The sequence below is a fragment of the Phyllobacterium sp. TAF24 genome, assembly GCF_052113785.1.
Classification (GTDB): domain Bacteria; phylum Pseudomonadota; class Alphaproteobacteria; order Rhizobiales; family Rhizobiaceae; genus Phyllobacterium.
The window spans coordinates 148,297-166,456 of sequence record NZ_JBFRDN010000006.1 but is presented as its reverse complement, the minus strand read 5'-3'; the positions used below and the strand labels follow the sequence as shown (position 1 = coordinate 166,456).

The following is an 18,160-nucleotide window of genomic DNA, read 5'->3' as shown; positions in this document are numbered from 1 at the left end:
CGGTTCAAATCGACATAAGCAGAACAATCTGTACTGAAGAAGGGAAGGAACTATGACAAAAGCTTTGGAGGGTGTTCGCATCCTAGACTTCACCCACGTCCAGTCTGGACCAACATGCACACAGCTTCTTGCCTGGTTTGGTGCCGATGTCATCAAGGTCGAGCGCCCCGGTGTCGGCGACATTACGCGCGGCCAGCTTCGCGATGTTCCCGATGCTGACAGCCTGTATTTCACCATGCTCAATCATAACAAGCGTTCGATCACGCTCGATACAAAGAACGAGAGCGGAAAGACGGTTCTGGAAGAGCTGATCAGGAATTGCGACGTTCTGGTGGAGAATTTTGCTCCCGGTGCGCTTGATCGCATGGGTTTCACGTGGGAGCGCGTTCAGGAACTCAATCCCGCAATGATCGTCGCTTCGATCAAGGGCTTTGGTCCGGGGCCTTATCAGGATTGCAAGGTGTATGAGAATGTTGCGCAATGCACCGGCGGTGCTGCCTCAACAACAGGCTTTCGCGATGGATTGCCCCTCGTGACCGGCGCCCAGATCGGCGATTCCGGTACGGGCTTGCATCTTTGCCTCGGTATCGTGACTGCGCTTTTCCAGCGTACGAAAACCGGACGCGGCCAGAAAGTCTCTGCAGCCATGCAGGATGGCGTACTCAATCTATGCCGGGTCAAATTGCGCGACCAGCAGCGCCTTGCCCACGGTCCACTGAATGAATACAGCCAGTTTGGCGAGGGTATTGAATTTGGCGAAAGCGTACCGCGCGCCGGCAATGATTCCGGTGGCGGCCAGCCGGGCCGTATCCTGAAATGCAAGGGCTGGGAAGTTGATCCCAATGCCTACATCTATTTCATTACTCAGGCGCCTGTCTGGGAGGCGATCTGCGATGTAATTGGCGAGCCGGAATGGAAAACCCATCCTGACTATGCCAAGCCCGGCGCCCGGCTGCCCCGCCTCAATGCAATTTTCGCCCGCATCGAGGAGTGGACCATGACCAAGGACAAATTCGAGGCAATGGCCCTCCTCAACGATCGGGACATCCCTTGCGGCCCGATCCTTTCCATGAAGGAAATTGCCGAAGATCAATCGTTGCGTGCGACGGGTACAATTGTCGAGGTCGAACACCCGGTGCGTGGCAATTACCTTTCGGTCGGCAATCCGATCAAGCTCTCCGACAGTCCAACGGATGTGACCCGTTCACCGCTTCTGGGCGAGCACACCGAAGAAATCCTGCGTGATGTGCTCAAATTCGACAACCGGTTTATCGATGATCTGCAAAAGAGCGGTGCGCTTGGCGATCCTCAAAAGATCGCGGCGGAATGATCGCCCGTTTGTAAGAAATAAAGCGGCGGCATCGATCAGGTGCCGCCTTGCGCGAATGCTCAATCAGTCTTGGGGAGGCCATGGCTATGAAGCTTCATGAGTTCCAGTCAAAAGCACTGCTATCAGCCAGAGGCATCGGTGTGCCCGAAGGCCGGGTGGCACTGACTGCCGCTGAGGCGCGTGATGCTGCTGCGGCATTGGGTGCGACCAAAATTGCCGTAAAATCTCAAATTCTTGCGGGTGGGCGCGGCTTGGCAGGCGGCGTCCAGCTTGTCTCCACGCCGGAGCAGGCAGGCGTCGCGGCAGCAGCAATGCTGGGGCGAACGCTTGTCACCGAACAGACGGGCCCGGCAGGCAGCCGCGTCAACCGGGTGTTGATTGAAACCGCTGTTCGTCCCGTCCGCAACCTTTATCTGTCGCTGTCCATCGATGTGGCGAGCGCCGAGATCATGGTTCTCGCTGGTGCTGAAGGCAGCGAGGATATTGAAAGGCGGCTTCAATCTGGCGAAACTCGCCTCGAACGAATTTCGATGGGAACCGGCAATGCTTTGGCGGAAGATGTTGCGATCAATCTGGCCAAACGTATAGGTCTAGTCTCTTCCGATCTGCAATCTGCCTTCGCCCAGCTTCTTGACCAGTTGCGCCGGATTTTCGTGGAACTGGATGCAACGCTGCTCGAAATCAATCCGCTTGCTGTAACGGAGGAGGGTGGGTTTGTTGCTGTAGATGCCAAGATGATTATTGATGACAACGCTCTATTTCGGCACCCTGAACTGGTGGCATTGCGTGACGAGCATGATGATGATGCGGTGGAGCTTGTCGCCCAGAACCGTCAGCTCAATTATCTGCGCATGGACGGCAATATTGGTCTGGCCGTTAATGGTGCCGGGCTCGGGCTGGCAACGCTTGACATGGTTTACGCCGCCAACGGCAAGCCTGCAAATTTCATGGATATACGCACAACCGCTACAAGCCTTGATGTCGCCCATGGCTTCACCCTTCTTCTCAACAATCCGGCAGTGCGCTCGATCCTCGTCAATGTACACGGTGGCGGCATGCAGCCGTGCGATACCATCGCCGATGGTCTGGGCATTGCCATACGTCGAACCGGTCGTACTTGTCCTGTCATTGTACGCCTGGCTGGTAACAATGCCGAATATGCCCGGTTTCGCTTCGCCAATTTCGGCTGCAAGGTAATCGACTGTCCTGATATGTGGACGGCCGTGACCCGCGCGACATCGGCTGCACAGTCGAACGGAGAAAGATCATGACCATTCTCGTTGACCAGAATACGCGTGTAATCTGCCAGGGTATGACCGGCTGGGCAGGGACGCACTACTCTGCGGCAATGCTCGAATACGGAACCCGGATTGTTGGTGGTGTCACGCCCGGCAAAGGCGGGACCTATCATCTGAATCTTCCTGTTTTCAACGAGGTTGCCGATGCGATGCGAGAAACAGGTGCAAATGCCAGCATGGTTTTCGTCCCTCCGGAAAACGCCGCTGCAGCGATGATCGAGGCGATTGAAGCCGGTATGCCGCTTGTCGTTGCCTTGACCGAGCGGGTGCCGGTGCAGGATATGTTGCGTGTGCGTGCGGCGCTCAAGCAAAGTTCGACGGTTCTTGTCGGACCAAATTCTCAAGGGGTTCTTTCACCGGGTGTCTGCAAGATTGGCGTCATGGCAACCGGCAGCGAGCGAAAGGGCCAGATTGGTATTCTGTCGCGTTCGGCCTCGCTGACAAGCGAAGTCATTGCGCAGGTCAGCGCCGTCGGATTGGGCCAGTCCACTACCGTTGGCATTGGCGGCGATGCTATCCATGGGCTGAGCATGCGTGACTGCATGCAATTGTTTCTTGCTGACCGCGATACGCATGGTGTCATTGTTATCGGTGAGATTGGTGGATCAGAGGAACAGGAACTCGCGGAATTGCTGACGGAAATCAAGCCCGATATTCCGATTGTCGGGTTAGTGGTCGGTCGCCATGCACCAGCGGAGCGCCGCATGGGTCACGCCGGTGCTTTTGCGCAAAGTGCGGCGAATGATGCACAGAGCAAGATCAATGCTCTTGAAGAGGCTGGTGTCATCATTGCCAAAAGCCCGCACCTTGTTGGTCAGGCCATTCGCGAGGCTATGGCTGTTTCTGTTTAATGGGAACCCTGATCTACAGTTCTTCCGGCCGCCGCCCGCCCATGGCACGCGTCAGCTCGTTTGCTGTGCCACGCACGACTGGACCCAAGACATCAACCTTGTCCCGGGGCAAACGCACGGTCGGGCCGGAAATCGATATGCCGCCGACGGCCTCGCCATGTTCGTTGAAGATCGGCGCAGCAATACAGCGCATGCCAAGTGTGTGTTCCTCGTCATCGATTGACCAGCCGCGCGAGCGGATTTCTTGGATGTTTTTCAAAAGTGCAGGAAGCGTGTCCAGCGTATGGTCGGTAAAGTGGGCGAGCTGCTTTCTGCTTACTGTCCGGCCGATTTCAGAATCCGACCAGGTGGACAGAATTGCCTTGCCAATGCCTGAGGCATGGATCGGCCCGCGCCGTCCTGGCCGAAAGAAAGCGCGCATCGGAGCGTGGCTTTCGACCTGGGAAATGAACACAACATCGCCATCGTCCTCGATGCCGATATTGGCGGTCTCGCCGCACTCCTCCATCAACCGTTTCAGGAAGCGGCGGCTGATTGGGCCAAGTTTGCGCGATCGCAGGAAACCATTGCCGATGGCAAAGGCGCCGACGCCGATAGACCAGTCGCCGGTTTCCGGGTCATGCGAAACCATGTCGTGTTTTTGCAATGAGGTCAGCAGGCGATGAACAGTGGAGGGCGCAAGGCCAGTCTTGTCGGCAAGCTCTGTCAAGGCTGAGCCGTCGTGATCAGCAATGATCGTTAAAAGATTCAGGCTCCTGTCGAGGACCTGTACCGATGATGGCGATGCATCCGCAGCGGCCTTGCGGCCTCGCTTGCCCTTTGCCGGTTGGATAACAGCCACCATGGCTCCTTGCTCTGCTGTTGCGTTAGCCCAGCCATAGACCGATCATCCGGGCTTTTCCAGTTTTATTGGATGGATTAATTTCCATATTGTGGGAATAACTACCATTTAATGTTGATATAGAAAATTTTTAGAGTATGATTTCAAATAGATAATATCGTTTCCGCCATATCCACAATCGTCAAAAAGCTCAGGTTTCGGTCGAGTTTGGACGGGCGCTGAAATGTCCAGTCTCGGTCCGTTGGAAGAATGCCCGGAATGCATGGTTCCGGGCATTCTTTTGTGATTTTCTATTGAACGAACGTGTTCGACAGCGTGCCGATTCCGTCAATTGTAACCGAGACAATGTTCGACGGGTCTTTGATTGAGCCGACGCCAAGCGATGTACCGCAGCAGATCAGATCTCCCGGCTCAAGTGTCATATCTTTCGAAAGGGCACTGACGAGCCGGGCTGGTGGAAAGATCATATCGCTCAGGGGATAATTCTGGCGCTCGACGCCATTGAGAACAGTTTTGACATGGAGTTTAGCCGGATCGAGATCGGTGGTGATTACGGGTCCGAAGGGACCGAAACCATCGAAGCTTTTAGCGCGGGCCCATTGGGCAAAAGTTTTGTCGCGGGCAATGATGTTGCTCGCTGTCAGGTCGTTGACACATGTATAGCCGAAGATTGCCGCAGCAGCTTCCTCCTCTGAAGCATCGGTACAGCGTTTGCCGATCACAATACCGAGTTCGCCCTCATAAGCCACAGCTTCCGTATAGGAAGAGGGGCGGGTAACAATAGCGTCCGGATGAGCGACGCACGAGGTTGCCTTGAACAGATAAAGCGGCTCATCGGGTACTGCTACATCAAGTTTGGCCGCCAGCTGGTGGAAATTGTTCCACAGCGCGATGATCTTGGAAGGTGAGCAGGGTGCCAGCAAGCGAACCGAAGCAACGGCACGCCGCATCCCCGTAGCCGTCGGTTTTTCGAACATGTTGCCTTGATATACGGCGATCTCATTGCCTAGTAGCAGGCCGAACCGCTCCACGCCGCCATCGTCAAATCGCGTCCACTGAACCATCTTCCATGTCCTCCCGTTTCAAAGTGCGGATCTTTTCATTTGCCCGTCACTGGCTGGCAAAGCCGGTCAAGATGCCATGGCTGGCTTGACCGGCACCGCTTCGGGGAACGTCGGGTAAAGGCCCTTCACACGTCCCATTTGCTGCGCAAGCGCCAACACGCTGTCTATGAAAGGTGTTTCCACTTTGGAAAGTCGGCCCATTTCCTGCACGGATGTCAGAAGCGCATCGAGCTCGATGGCCCGGCCCTTATCGACGTCCTGCAACATGGACGTGCGGTGCGCGCCGACACCAGCCGCGCCATCGATGCGCCGCTCAACGTCGACGCGGAAGGTCGCACCGAACTTCTTGCCGATGGCTTGTGCTTCAACCATCATATTGCGCGCAAGATTGCGTGTGCCCGGATCTGTCGCCACAATGTCGAGCGTTGCGCCCGTCAATGCTGAAATCGGATTGAAACAAAGATTGCCCCAAAGCTTGATCCAGATATCGTCGCGGATGTCCTCATAAAAGCGGGTCTTTAAGCCACCCGCATCCATCGCCGCCGCCAGTTGGTGGACGCGTTCACTGTTGCTGCGATCAGGCTCACCGAGACCAAACTGATTGCCATAGATGTGCTTGATCACGCCGGGTTCAATGATCTCGGTAGCGGGATAGACCGTGGCTCCGATAACCCGCTGGGGTCCAATAGTATTCCACTGGCGGTTATCAGGGTCGACACTCTGCAGCCGGAGGTTGGCAACGCTCGGCCCAAGGCCATGGAAATACCACCAGGGAAGCCCGTTTTGGGCTGTTACTACAGCAGTCTTTTCGCCTAGAAGCGGTACCATGTCCTCAACCGATTGCCATGCCTGATGCGCTTTCAGCGTGACGATCACATAATCCTGGGGCCCTAGTTCATGTGCAGTGCTGGTAGCCGGCATGCGTTCGACGATTTCGTCCCCGTCTACCAGCAGCTTGATGCCATTTTTCTGGATTGCGTCGAGATGAGCACCTCTGGCGACAAGGGAGACATCCGCGCCCCCGCGCTTGAGCATGACTGCCATATAACCGCCGATCGCGCCGGCACCATAAATACAGATTTTCATTTGTTTCCCCTCCTGTCTATTTTTGTGGACATTCCAAATGCTTGATTTGCATGGCTAAGCGGGCATCACACAATCGGCATTGTCAGGGAAATGCGTATAACAACGATGCCTCTTCGCGGTACGTCGCCCACACAGCACCTCACTGAGGGGGACTCTCCCTGATACCACTTCGCCCTGTTTGTATCTGTGGTATACATAATCCCAGAAAATGATGTGATGTCAACCCTCATCGCCAATGTGGGACGAAGCAATGGCGCATGAAATGATATGTCGCGAACAGAACGGCCAATGCTTGAATTCAGCCTATGGTTGAGTTGCTTTCGTCACCATCACGGCGAACAGCGCCATGCCAAGAGGCGTGAGTACTGACGAGGAATTCGGTCTTCCGTCCGGAAGGCCGTTGGGTTGCACCAGAATCCATGGGAGGAGTTCGCAATGAGCAAAAACAGAGGCGTCGTCTATGTGGGGCCGGGTAAGGTCGAAGTACAGGACATCATTGATCCAAAACTTGAAGCGCCAGATGGTCGCCGAATTGAACATGCGGTTGTTCTCAAGGTCATCTCTACGAACATTTGCGGGTCAGATCAGCATATGGTGCGCGGTCGTACCACTGCAGAGCCTGGACTTGTCCTTGGTCATGAAATCACTGGCGAGATCATTGAAAAGGGCCGCGACGTCGAAATGCTCTGCGTGGGAGATATTGTCTCTGTCCCATTCAACGTTGCATGCGGGCGGTGCCGCACATGCAAGTCTCAAGACACAGGTGTTTGCCTGACGGTCAATCCTGCGCGAGCAGGGGGTGCTTATGGTTATGTGGACATGGGTGGCTGGATCGGCGGTCAGGCACGTTATGTGACAGTCCCCTATGCGGACTTCAACCTTCTGAAAATTCCTGATCGTGATCGCGCGATGGCTAAGATGCGGGATCTCACGATGCTTTCCGATATTTTGCCTACGGGATTTCATGGAGCGGTGAAAGCGGGTGTCGGTGTTGGCTCGGTTGTCTATGTTGCCGGAGCCGGACCAGTTGGGCTGGCTGCCGCTGCTTCAGCCCGCATTCTTGGTGCTGCTGTGGTGATGATTGGTGACTTCAACAAAGAGCGCCTTGCACATGCCGCGAAAGTTGGGTTTGAACCGATCGATCTGTCCGCCAGCGACCGTCTTGGTGATATGATCGCACAGGTGACGGGTAGCAACGAAGTTGACAGTGCCATTGACGCTGTGGGTTTCGAGGCACGCGGTCACAGCGGCGGCGAACAGCCAGCTGTTGTGTTGAACCAGATGATGGAGATCACGCGCGCCGCCGGGTCCATTGGTATTCCCGGTCTTTATGTCACTGAAGATCCGGGTGCGGTCGACAACGCAGCCAAGCAAGGCAACTTGTCTTTGCGTTTTGGCCTCGGTTGGGCAAAGGCACAATCTTTCCATACGGGTCAAACGCCAGTGCTGAAATATAATCGTCAGCTCATGCAGGCGATCCTTTATGACCGCTTGCCAATTGCCGATATCGTCAATGCCAGAATCATATCGCTTGAAGATGCGGCCCAAGGCTATGAGAGCTTCGATAAGGGGGCAGCGCAGAAATTTGTGCTCGATCCGCATGGCGAACTAGCCAAGGCTGCATAAAGACCTCATTGGTTGCAACGCATAATGACAACGCTCGGTTGGGGGGAACCAGTCCGAGCGTTGTCTATAAGATTACCGCCAGAACTGGTGGTGAGCGCGTTGGAGAGAACCGCAGCGCACTCGGCCCTACAGCGCCGTTCAGCAGGATCGGCAGTGGTCATCCCTGACGACTGCCGCAGCAATGTTGCCATCGGCCTTGGCCTTCCGGTCGAAATTCTCTTCCAGCTTTTTGTGGAATGCCCTGCAGTATGATGCGTGTGCGGTCTTGCCAACACTGATCAGGAGGGGTTACCTGCCTTGGCTGATTGTCATCAAAGTCATCTTGTTTGAAGGATACTCCATGTATGCGATGCCGCACCATCGGGCAGAAACGTGACTGATCACTCTGCCGCTCTTGCTCGTCTGGGATGGTCTGAATTTTTCAGCGATCAGCTTGAATCCGCAGATGTCGATCTGGTCCCAATGCGCATCTCTACGGTTCATCGCGCCCGCTTGGCCGCAATTTCCCCAACCGGACATGTCAAATTGATACTTTCGGCGCAGGTCAACACCGGCGATTTTGCAGTGGGCGACTGGGTGCTGGTCGATCCACAAACACACGAGTTGCACCGCCTTCTCGCTCGAAAAACCTTGCTGATGCGTCGCAGAGCAGGGCATGGAGCGACCCAGCTTGCTGCGGCCAATGTCGATACGCTGTTCATTGTCACGTCCTGCAATGCCGATTTTAACTCTGCACGGTTGGAGCGCTATCTGGCTCTTGCAAACGAAACCGGAACCAATCCGGTCATTGTCTTGACCAAGGCTGATACCGCCCCGGATGCCAAGGAGTATGAACGTCAGGCCGCTGCGTTGCAGCGTGGATTAATTGTGGTTGTACTCAATGCCCGTTCCGCCGAAGCCGCAACGGCATTATCGCCTTGGTGTGGGGCGGGGCAAACAGTGGCGCTGGTCGGTTCATCCGGTGTCGGCAAATCGACGCTGGTCAATACGCTTGCAGGTTCCGAGCAGGAATTGCCTCAACTGACAGGTGGTATCCGCGAACATGATGCCAAAGGTCGTCATACCACCACCTCGCGTTCACTGCATGCCATTTTGGGCGGCGGCTGGATAATCGATACGCCGGGAATCCGTACCTTGCATGTCAGTGATGTCGGACATGGTATCGAGACGCTATTTGCTGAAATCACGGAGCTTGCGCCCCTTTGCAGGTTTCGCGATTGCACCCACGCCCACGAACCGGGCTGCGCCGTGTTGGCGGCAGTGGCTGCAGGTTCGCTGGATCCTGATCGGCTGACCCGCTGGCGAAAATTGCAGGCGGAAAACCACGAGAATACGCCAGCGCAAAGCCGACCGCGAAGTGGCAATTCGATGCCCAATCGTAGAAAAAAATAAACCGAAAGTTGAGCTGGCCGCTCACGACCTTGGAGCTGTTTACCTCAAGTTGTGAGCTGAAATTGGCGAGGGCTGGAGCTGAGATTACATTTTCGTAAAGTCATCTAAATGCCACGAATCTGGATCGAGATCAGGTTTTCCTAAAACAAGGTGAACAAAAATGAATGCCGATGAACAGAAACTTCTCAGTGGCCTCTTCGATCGTACAAAGCAAGCAGCAGGCACTCCAAGGGACCCCGACGCTGAACGCTTTATTTTGGAGCAGGTCAAAAGCCAGCCTTCGGCTCCCTATCTTTTGGCTCAGGCCGTGATTGTGCAGGAACAGGCGCTGAATGCGTGCCATGAGCGCATTCAGCTATTGGAAGCGCAGGTCAGTGACTTGCAGAATGCACAGCCTGCGCAACAACAATCCGGTGGTTTGTTCGGATCGATCTTTGGCAGCACATCGGCAGGACAACCTCCTCAACCGGCCCCAAGCCGTTCAAACGGACCGTGGGGTGGGGCGCCCACTCAGGACGGATATGTGTCACAAGGCCAAACTCAGCAGGCCGGCCGGTGGTCTGTGCCCCAGCAACCACAATCCCAAGGGGGTGGTTTTCTACAAGGTGCGCTGAGCACTGCGGCAGGCGTAGCTGGTGGCGCACTCCTCTTCGAAGGCGTCAAGAACATGATAGGTGGTCAATCAATGTTCGGTGGCTCGAATAATGGTGCCGGAACCACACCGCCAGCCGGTTCTGGCGAGACTGTCATCAATAACTATTACAACGATGACAATAACAATGGCACGCAACTCAGCGATGCCGAACAAGACCGTTTGGACGATGCTGCCGATGACTCATTTGACACCGATACGGACGATGACAATTTAGCATAGGGCAGAAGCGACGGGGCACCGCGCTGATGATTTCACTGTAAGCGGCAAGAATGGCCCGGTACTTGGTGCCGGGCCATTCTGCTCGATTGACTGACCGTATAATGGATCAGTTTTATCGCAGTGAGCGGAACGCTGCACGAAGTTCGGCGCTGAAGAGTTCGGGCTCTTCCCACGCCGCGAAGTGACCACCCTTGTCTACTTCGTTAAAGTAAATGAGCTTGTGATAACTTTTCTCCGCCCAACTGCGGGGTGCACGATAAATTTCGCCAGGGAAGACAGTCACGGCAGCCGGTATCGAGATATCCACCGCGTTGAAATTGTTCGCGTTGTTCTCCCAATAAAGCTGGGCTGATGAGATCGCGCTGTTCGTGAGCCAATAGAGCGTGATGTCATCAAGCATCTCGTCCTTGGTCAATGATTTCTCCGGATCACCGCCGCTATAGGTCCACTGGGCAAATTTATCGTACATCCAGGCAGCAAGGCCAACCGGTGAATCCGATAGTCCATAGCCAACCGTCTGCGGGCGCGTGGTCATCATGACACCATAAGCACCGTTCTTGGAGAAGAATGTGCTCAGCGATTCATAAGCTGCCTTCTCGACGTCTGTAAGTCCAGTTGGTGCCGGGTCGCCATCACTCATGGCTTTGGCGACATCTGCCGGAACCGTTGCTGGCATATTGACGTGAATACCGAGCAGTCCTTCCGGCGCCTGACGCGCCATCTTGTCTGAGACAACAGAGCCCCAGTCTCCGCCCTGAGAGACATAGCGTTTGTATCCGAGACGCTTCATCAGTACGTCCCATGCAAGCCCGATGCGGTCAGCATTCCAGCCTGTTTCGGTGGGTTGGTCCGAGAAGCCGTAGCCGGGCATTGAAGGTATCACAACGTCAAAGGCGTCATCAGCACTTCCGCCATGAGCCGTCGGATTGGTAAGAGGATCAATCACCTTCAACAGTTCCAGAATTGAACCGGGCCAGCCGTGGGTAATGATGACAGGCAGCGCATTGGGATGTTTCGAGCGGACATGGATGAACTGGATGTTAAGCCCGTCGATTTCTGTCACGAACATCGGCAAAGCATTGAGTTTCTTCTCCACTTTGCGCCAGTCGTAATCTGTTCCCCAGTAGCGGATGAGTTCCTTGAGCTTGGCCAGTTGAACGCCTTGCGACTGATCATTGACAGTTTCCTTGGCGGGCCAACGCGTGGCGAGAACACGTTTGCGAAGGTCAACCAGATCCGCTTCCGGAACGTTTACCTGGAAAGGGCGGATTGCCGTGTTTTCAGCGGCAGAAGCGAGTTGTCCGGGCAGCAGGCCGAAGGCACCGGAGGCTGTCGCACTGACAATCAGCGCTGTTGCTGATGTGGAAAGAAAGCTGCGCCTTGTTGTGGGTGGTAATAAGGGAGGCATATTTATTCTCCGTGATTGGAGGGCGAAAGCGTCTGATGCCGGGTCGTTATGGCAATGAAGACGGCTCTGCCGTAGAGGAAAACAAGCGTTTGAACGCAATGGCAGGACATCTGCCATCGATCGCATAGGGCGGCAGGCGCGTATCCGGGATGTGTTCTGAATGGGCGGAATTTGTAACGGATCGTATGGGAGCGGTTGGCTCTTACATTGAGATACAAAGAACGGCCCAACCACCTGCGACCACCCTTGAAGCGGACGCGCCGATGATCCTGTTATTCCTTTGTGTGGATGGGTTGGGGCAGGTATATCTCTGCCGCCAAGCCGCCACCGGGTCGGTTTTTCAGGTTAAGGATTCCATCAATTGCGAGCGTCAATTGCTGGGCGATTGACAATCCGAGTCCGGTGCCGCCTGTGCCGCGATTGCGGGATTGTTCGAGGCGATAGAATGGCTGGAAGACTGCTTCAAGCTCATCTTCAGGAATGCCGGGGCCGCGATCCAGCACCTTTATGATAACGGCTCCATGGATGTCTCTTTCCAGATTAACTTCAGCGCTTCCGCCGAATTTCAGAGCGTTGTCGACAAGGTTTGTAAGGATGCGGCGCAGGGCGTGAGGCCGTGTCACGATTGCCGCTTCAATGCTTCCACTGAGTGTCGCAGCTTTGCCCGTGTCCTGATAATCATAGACCAGACTTTCCATGAACGATCCGACGTCAATGCGCGATGGCTTTTCGGTATTGCCATGCGCGCTGCGCGCATAGGCTATCCCCTCGTGTACGAGACGTTCGATCTCGGCCAAATCCTGCACGAGTTTTTCCTTTTCAACGGACTCTTCAGCAAATTCGGCGCGCAGTTTCATGCGCGTGATCGGTGTTTGCAGGTCGTGTGAGATTGCTGCAAGGATTTGGACCCGCTCTTGCAGATAATGTGCGATGCGATCACGCATCGCGTTAAAGGCTGCCGCTGCATAGGCGACTTCGCTTGGTCCTGTTTCACTCAAGCGCGGAGCATTCTTGTTCGGATCGAGGGCATCGGCGGCATTGGCAAGATTTACGAGAGGTCGGATCGCCTGTCGGACCGCAAGCCAACTGCAAAGAATAAGCAGAACAAGCTGGGTGACAAGGACGTAAGGCAGCCATTCGGCCAGCGGCATGACCGCCGGGTTTACATCGATCGTGAGAGGCATACCATCACTAAGGGTTACATGACCTTGAAGGCGCTTGCGATCTCCGGGAATGGATTCGATGGTGAGAGGAAAACGTTTCCCAACGGCCTCGTTGATTTTCCCTGCAATCTCCCGTCCAGCATCCGTGGAAATGGGCACACCTGCCAAGCCAGTGCCCAGCATGTATCGCGATGTCCCGCGGTCGAGTTGATCCAGCCATCCGGCTCTCTCATCTGCTGGCAAACGATCCAGTATGGCGACGGATGTTGCAATGTCCTGTTCGAAGTTGTTGAACATGACCATCTTGGCCGTCATGTACCGTTCCATAAACAGGACAGCGAACGCCAGACCATAGGCAATCGTCAAACCGGCCAGGAAAAGCAGGAAGAGCCGCGATCCCAATGTGCGGGGCCAGGGCCGGAAAGATTGAACAGCGGTCAAGCTTTTCATTGGCGGATCTCGGAAATTTCAACCGGCATGGAAAAGACATAGCCCTCGCTACGAACCGTCTTGATATAGGAAGAGTCGCGAGGATCATCGCAGAGGCGCTGGCGAAGTCGGCTCACCAGCAAGTCAATAGACCGGTCGAAAAGTTCGGCCTCTCGCCCTTGTGTGAGATTGAGCAATTGATCGCGGTTGAGGACGCGCTGCGGGTGATCCATGAACACGCGAAGCAGACGATATTCAGCCCCGCTGAGTGCTACCGCCGTACCATTGCGGTCAAGCAGATGGCGACCCGTAGTGTCCAGTTGCCATTCGCCGAAACTCAATAGCTGCCCGACCTCCGTCACCTGAAGATTGGGAGGAAGCATGCGTGTGCGGCGCAGAACAGCCTTGATCCGTGCCAATAACTCGCGGGCGGAAAATGGTTTCGCCAGATAGTCATCGGCTCCCATCTCAAGGCCGACAATTCGATCTGTTTCATCGGTTCGTGCGGTCAGCATGAGGACCGGAATCACCTTATGCTTGCCAGCCCGCAATTCGCGGCAGAGAACGAGACCGTCATCACCAGGCATCATGACATCGAGCACAATGAGATCAACAGAATCTGTTTCAAGAAACGACCGCATGTGCCGCCCGTCTGCCGCTACAGTAACGCGCAAGCCATTCTTCTTCAGATAACCTGAAACCAGTTCCCGGATTTCGCGGTCATCATCCACGATCAGGATGTGGTCTATATGGTCCATCGTAAATCACCTCAACCCATATTGCCAAATAGCATTAGCCTAATTCCGAAGGGCAGGAGGGCGGCGCTTTGCGATAATTGTAAGCGACTGTATCGATCTGCCGACTGGATACAGTGTCAAACAAAATTGTGCGGCGCACTCCCCTGCTGCTTCTGGACAAGTTCCAAAAGGCATTCTAATATTTAGTTATCATAATAATTATTATGATACAACTAATTACTGGAAAAGGGTATCTACCATGATCAGACATTCCATCTCTCTTGCCGTCGCGGGCCTAATCTTGTCTGCTGGTTCACTGTCGGTCGCTTCGGCAGCCGATGTTAAAAACATTGTCATCGTTCATGGTGCTTTCGTTGACGGCGCAGGCTGGCGACCGGTTTCTGACATTCTGACAAAGCATGGATACAAGGTGACGATCGCTCAGCAGTCACTGATATCCCCTGCTGATGACGTTGCCGCCACCAAACGCGTCCTCGACCTTCAGGACGGCCCAAGTATTCTGGTTGGACATAGCGCAGGTGGCATGATCATCAGTGAAGCTGGAAAAGCCGATAATGTTGCGGGTCTGGTCTACATCGCTGCGTTTCAGCCGGAGAAAGGCGAAAGCATTGTGAAGCTCGCGACCAGCGATCTTTCTACCGCCATGAAGGAGAGCAAGGTCAAGACATTGAAGGATGGATACTCCTATATCGAGCCCAATTCCTTTGCCGAAGCCTTTGCGGCGGATCTGCCGAAGGAGACGACTGATTTTCTCGCACATTCGCAGGTCTTTGCTTCCAAAGCTATATTCAGCACAGAAGCTGGCGAACCGGCATGGAAGTCCAAAAAGAGCTGGGCATTGGTCGCCACCGACGACAAGTCGATCAATCCCGAGCTTGAGCGCAGTATGGCCAAGCGGGCAGGCAGCACAGTGGTTGAAGTAAAGGCAAGCCATGCCGTTTACGCGTCGCAACCACAGGAGGTTGCAAAACTGATCGCGGAAGCGGCCCAAGCGGTCTCAAAATAAAATCGTCTGCAAAAATGTGGAGTCGGATATCCGGCCAGCCACGGCATTGTACCGCAGCGTATAGCGCCTTGGCTCTTCCACACTTTGTTACAGTTTCAACCTCATCAGGACACATGCGGGATACGTCTGCGCTGTTTGATGCGGATACCGATACCGCCGGGAATGGAACCGTCACACAGACGCAGCTTTATCAGATGCGGGCAAGCGGGTGAGGACACCATCATGCAAAACACAATAGGATTGAAAAAACTAAGGCCAATCTCAAGTCTGCGCCCGCTTCTGGCGATGGCGGGATTACTGGGTCTGCTGGGTACGCTACTGCTTGGCTATGCGCCATCCGCAGCGGAAGAGCCAAGGCTCGTGCCGACTGCACTTCATGATGTCGCCGATACCAGCGCAATGCAAACAGCGGTCTTTGCGGGTGGCTGCTTCTGGGGTGTTCAGGGTGTATTTCAGCACGTCGATGGTGTTGTCAGTGCGACCTCGGGCTATGCTGGTGGCGCCCCTGAAACTGCAACTTACGAATTGGTTGAAACCAGCAGGACGGGTCATGCCGAAGCGGTGCAAATCGTTTTCGATCCGAAAAAAATCAGCTACGCCAAACTTCTCCAAATCTACTTTTCTGCCGCCCATGATCCGACACAGCTCAATCGTCAGGGACCGGACAGAGGGACACAATATCGCTCTGCAATCTTTCCGGCGAATAATGAGCAAGCCAGTGTTGCTTCAGACTATATTGAGCAACTCGGGACAGCGGGTGTGTTCAAAAAACAGATCGCGACCACTGTTGAACCCGGCAAAACCTTCTACAAAGCGGAAGCCTATCACCAGGACTTCATGACCAGAAATCCCGAGAATCCCTATATCGTCTTCCACGAGCAACCCAAGGTCGAAAATCTGAAAAGCTTCTTCCCGGACTACTACCGTGCGGAACCTGTTCTGGTTTCGGTGAACCAAGGCTGATCGAAACTCAGAGCTCGCCTTTGCTAGCCTTCACAAGATTGTCCCTGAGCTTGGCGATGGCCTTTTGCAAGACAGGAAATTCCTCGGGTGTAAGGCCCGAGGCCTTGACTGTAATCTCGCCAAAGCCAAAGCCTTTTTCGCGCAGGCTGCGACCCGCATCCGTCAGTGAAATACGCACGTTGCGTTCATCTTCGCTGTCTCGGGTGCGCGTGAGATATCCCATGGCTTCCAACCGTTTCAGCATGGGAGTCATGGTGCTCGATTCGAGAAACAGCTTTTCGCTCAATCCCTTGACTGTTTGCTGGTCCTCTTCCCATAAGCTGATGATTGTTATGTATTGCGGGTAGGTGAGGCCAAGCTCGTCAAGGACAGGCTTGTAAACCCGGGAATAGGCGAGATTGGCCGAATAGATCGAAAAGCACATGAAGTCGGCCAGTTTTGCCGTCTTGCTGCGGACGGGCGTCTTTTGAGTCATTGAGGCTCCGGAAACAAGAATTGCGATGTGAATGATTATCATCATTCGTAAGGCCGATATGACCCCACACAGCTATTATAATATTAGTTATTATAATAATCAATTGAGGCGTCTCAGTCAGGCCGACATCGCCATATGCCGCTGACATTGATCTGCGCTAACACTAAAATTAATGCATCTGTGACTGTTTGGTTGTGCCTATGTGAACCAATTGCGTCTGAACTAAGCTCATTTGTACGGCAATGTATCAAGCCGGTTTCCCGCCACACTGCGTTACATCTTCGATCAATCCCGACACATGAGCGATACGTCGTGACCGCTTTATGCGGTCAATGGCTGCTGTGGCCGTTACGCCTCAATTTTTGTTCACTGCAAAGGAAACCACATCATGACTCAATCTCAAAACGTACTCTACACCGGTAAAACACGCACTTCGGGCGGCCGTGATGGCACATCCCATAGCGCCGATGATCGTTTGGACATCAAGCTCTCGTCTCCCGGCTCAACGGGTACTGGTACCAATCCCGAGCAGCTGTTCGCGGCCGGTTGGTCGGCCTGTTTCATTGGCGCGATGGGACTTGCGGCCCGCAAAATGCACGTGACCATTCCTGCCGATGCGGCAATCGATGCTGAGGTGGATTTGTGTTTGGTTGATGGTGCGTACTTTCTTCAGGCCCGTCTCAACGTCAGTCTGCCCGGTCTCGAACATGACGTCGCTCAGGCGCTTACGGATGCCGCTCATCAGACCTGTCCCTATTCCAAGGCCACACGCGGCAATATCGACGTCACGATCAATCTGATCTGAGCAACGCGGTTTCCTGCGCTGGCTTGCCGGAGATCCAGGCAACCAGCCGCTGGCAGACTCTGCGCCCAACGCCAATTATTCGGAAGAAAATATCATGAGAATACAGTTTCTGGGCATCCTGGTCGCATTTGGATGCATCACAACCTCAGCTTTAGCTGCAACTGACCTCACAATCAGCGTACCAAAAACAATTGAACGGATTTTGAGTGTGGAAGCGAAACCGGGTGACCAAGCGCGATCCCGAAGCAACCCGTATATATCGTATCGCGTTCTTGAGAACGGCACGATCGAAATGACCAATTCGCAGACTGGGGTTCGAAAATACTTTAAGCCGCAATGGCCAGAAACGGTTAATTCGCGGGGAAGCCGATGGTAGGCATTTGGCGTTACGGCAAATTCAGCGGTAGGCTTCTTGCAAAGCAACAAGTCTGCCGTACTCCATGAACAAGGTTGTAGTGCTCACGAGCGGGCAGTACCGCTTCGGTGATGGGCGATCAACCTGATCCAGGGCACCGAATGGAAGACACTCATCAGCAGATACATCATGGTCATTCCGTTGATCGGTAAAGCTTCGTGTGCAGTAGAGCAGATCATGGTTGCATCATCGGCGAAGACCGTTAGCAATGCCATGATCAGGAATATGGGCCCCGCTGCGAGACATAGCCAATCGGTGACGCTTCGGGCGGCATCGTGATCGTCTTGGCGTGTTCCGGTCACATGTGCTGTCATCGTCCTTCTCCTTCGGATATCTGTCGTCTACCATTGCTGGTGCGACGTGTTGCGTACTGGTC

Annotated in this window: 17 protein-coding genes; 9 read left to right on the top strand and 8 right to left on the bottom strand. The window is 54.4% G+C overall.

The features are described 5' to 3' along the window. Positions 1 to 52: 52 nt before the first annotated feature. From frc to sucD, 3 genes are all read left to right on the top strand, one after another. Positions 53 to 1,330, top strand: coding sequence for a formyl-CoA transferase (gene frc, locus AB4Y96_RS07925; protein ID WP_441916526.1), 1,278 nt, complete (start codon positions 53 to 55; stop codon positions 1,328 to 1,330). Between the two features lie 80 nt (positions 1,331 to 1,410). Continuing rightward, positions 1,411 to 2,601, top strand: coding sequence for an ADP-forming succinate--CoA ligase subunit beta (sucC, locus tag AB4Y96_RS07920; RefSeq protein WP_441916525.1), 1,191 nt, complete (start codon positions 1,411 to 1,413; stop codon positions 2,599 to 2,601). Beyond that, positions 2,598 to 3,479 carry a succinate--CoA ligase subunit alpha gene (sucD, locus tag AB4Y96_RS07915; protein WP_441916524.1) on the top strand — a complete coding sequence of 294 codons (882 nt, stop codon included), beginning with the start codon at positions 2,598 to 2,600 and terminating at the stop codon, positions 3,477 to 3,479. Before sucC ends, sucD begins: the two co-directional genes overlap by 4 nt. Before the next feature lie 13 nt (positions 3,480 to 3,492). On the opposite strand, the gene AB4Y96_RS07910 is transcribed toward sucD, so the two are convergent. The 3 genes from AB4Y96_RS07910 to AB4Y96_RS07900 all read right to left on the bottom strand — a co-directional run bounded on the left by AB4Y96_RS07910 (position 3,493) and on the right by AB4Y96_RS07900 (position 6,470). Beyond that, on the bottom strand, positions 3,493 to 4,323 hold the full coding sequence (locus AB4Y96_RS07910) for an IclR family transcriptional regulator (RefSeq protein WP_441916523.1): 831 nt from the start codon (positions 4,321 to 4,323) through the stop codon (positions 3,493 to 3,495). Positions 4,324 to 4,610: 287 nt separating this feature from the next. Beyond that, positions 4,611 to 5,384 carry a fumarylacetoacetate hydrolase family protein gene (locus tag AB4Y96_RS07905; RefSeq protein ID WP_441916522.1) on the bottom strand — a complete coding sequence of 258 codons (774 nt, stop codon included), beginning with the start codon at positions 5,382 to 5,384 and terminating at the stop codon, positions 4,611 to 4,613. 66 nt (positions 5,385 to 5,450) lie between these two features. Then, complete coding sequence (locus tag AB4Y96_RS07900) at positions 5,451 to 6,470, bottom strand: 2-dehydropantoate 2-reductase (protein ID WP_441916521.1); 1,020 nt, start codon at positions 6,468 to 6,470, stop codon at positions 5,451 to 5,453. A gap of 435 nt (positions 6,471 to 6,905) precedes the next feature. Between AB4Y96_RS07900 and fdhA the strand changes: the two genes are divergently transcribed. From fdhA to AB4Y96_RS07885, 3 genes are all read left to right on the top strand, one after another. Continuing rightward, entirely contained in the window at positions 6,906 to 8,096 is a 1,191-nt protein-coding gene (gene fdhA, locus AB4Y96_RS07895) for a formaldehyde dehydrogenase, glutathione-independent (protein ID WP_441916520.1), read from the top strand. A 372-nt stretch (positions 8,097 to 8,468) separates the two neighbouring features. Beyond that, on the top strand, positions 8,469 to 9,488 hold the full coding sequence (gene rsgA, locus AB4Y96_RS07890; RefSeq protein ID WP_441916519.1) for a ribosome small subunit-dependent GTPase A: 1,020 nt from the start codon (positions 8,469 to 8,471) through the stop codon (positions 9,486 to 9,488). A gap of 160 nt (positions 9,489 to 9,648) precedes the next feature. Beyond that, on the top strand, positions 9,649 to 10,362 hold the full coding sequence (locus tag AB4Y96_RS07885) for a DUF2076 domain-containing protein (protein WP_441916518.1): 714 nt from the start codon (positions 9,649 to 9,651) through the stop codon (positions 10,360 to 10,362). A 112-nt stretch (positions 10,363 to 10,474) separates the two neighbouring features. Here the strand turns inward: AB4Y96_RS07885 and AB4Y96_RS07880 are convergent, their stop codons facing one another. The 3 genes from AB4Y96_RS07880 to AB4Y96_RS07870 all read right to left on the bottom strand — a co-directional run bounded on the left by AB4Y96_RS07880 (position 10,475) and on the right by AB4Y96_RS07870 (position 14,120). After that, entirely contained in the window at positions 10,475 to 11,770 is a 1,296-nt protein-coding gene (locus AB4Y96_RS07880; protein ID WP_441916517.1) for an epoxide hydrolase family protein, read from the bottom strand. Positions 11,771 to 12,042: 272 nt separating this feature from the next. Further along, positions 12,043 to 13,383 (bottom strand): sensor histidine kinase, encoded by a 1,341-nt coding sequence (locus AB4Y96_RS07875; RefSeq protein WP_441916516.1) that lies wholly within the window; start codon positions 13,381 to 13,383, stop codon positions 12,043 to 12,045. Then, positions 13,380 to 14,120: a response regulator gene (locus AB4Y96_RS07870; protein ID WP_091881467.1), complete on the bottom strand. Its 741-nt coding sequence runs from the start codon at positions 14,118 to 14,120 to the stop codon at positions 13,380 to 13,382. The genes AB4Y96_RS07875 and AB4Y96_RS07870 overlap by 4 nt, the downstream gene beginning before the upstream one ends. A gap of 238 nt (positions 14,121 to 14,358) precedes the next feature. Here AB4Y96_RS07870 and AB4Y96_RS07865 point away from each other — a divergent pair, with 238 nt between their 5' ends. Together AB4Y96_RS07865 and msrA are read left to right on the top strand one after the other, a co-directional pair. Continuing rightward, positions 14,359 to 15,126: an alpha/beta fold hydrolase gene (locus AB4Y96_RS07865; RefSeq protein ID WP_441916515.1), complete on the top strand. Its 768-nt coding sequence runs from the start codon at positions 14,359 to 14,361 to the stop codon at positions 15,124 to 15,126. 222 nt (positions 15,127 to 15,348) lie between these two features. After that, positions 15,349 to 16,089 (top strand): peptide-methionine (S)-S-oxide reductase MsrA, encoded by a 741-nt coding sequence (gene msrA / locus AB4Y96_RS07860; protein WP_441916514.1) that lies wholly within the window; start codon positions 15,349 to 15,351, stop codon positions 16,087 to 16,089. A 7-nt stretch (positions 16,090 to 16,096) separates the two neighbouring features. On the opposite strand, the gene AB4Y96_RS07855 is transcribed toward msrA, so the two are convergent. After that, positions 16,097 to 16,564: a MarR family winged helix-turn-helix transcriptional regulator gene (locus tag AB4Y96_RS07855; protein WP_091882299.1), complete on the bottom strand. Its 468-nt coding sequence runs from the start codon at positions 16,562 to 16,564 to the stop codon at positions 16,097 to 16,099. A gap of 388 nt (positions 16,565 to 16,952) precedes the next feature. Here AB4Y96_RS07855 and AB4Y96_RS07850 point away from each other — a divergent pair, with 388 nt between their 5' ends. After that, positions 16,953 to 17,369 carry an organic hydroperoxide resistance protein gene (locus AB4Y96_RS07850; RefSeq protein WP_441916513.1) on the top strand — a complete coding sequence of 139 codons (417 nt, stop codon included), beginning with the start codon at positions 16,953 to 16,955 and terminating at the stop codon, positions 17,367 to 17,369. Between the two features lie 459 nt (positions 17,370 to 17,828). Here AB4Y96_RS07850 and AB4Y96_RS07845 read toward each other — a convergent pair whose 3' ends face one another. Continuing rightward, positions 17,829 to 18,098, bottom strand: a complete 270-nt coding sequence (locus AB4Y96_RS07845; protein ID WP_441916512.1) for a hypothetical protein — start codon at positions 18,096 to 18,098, stop codon at positions 17,829 to 17,831. Between the last annotated feature and the right edge of the window lie 62 nt (positions 18,099 to 18,160).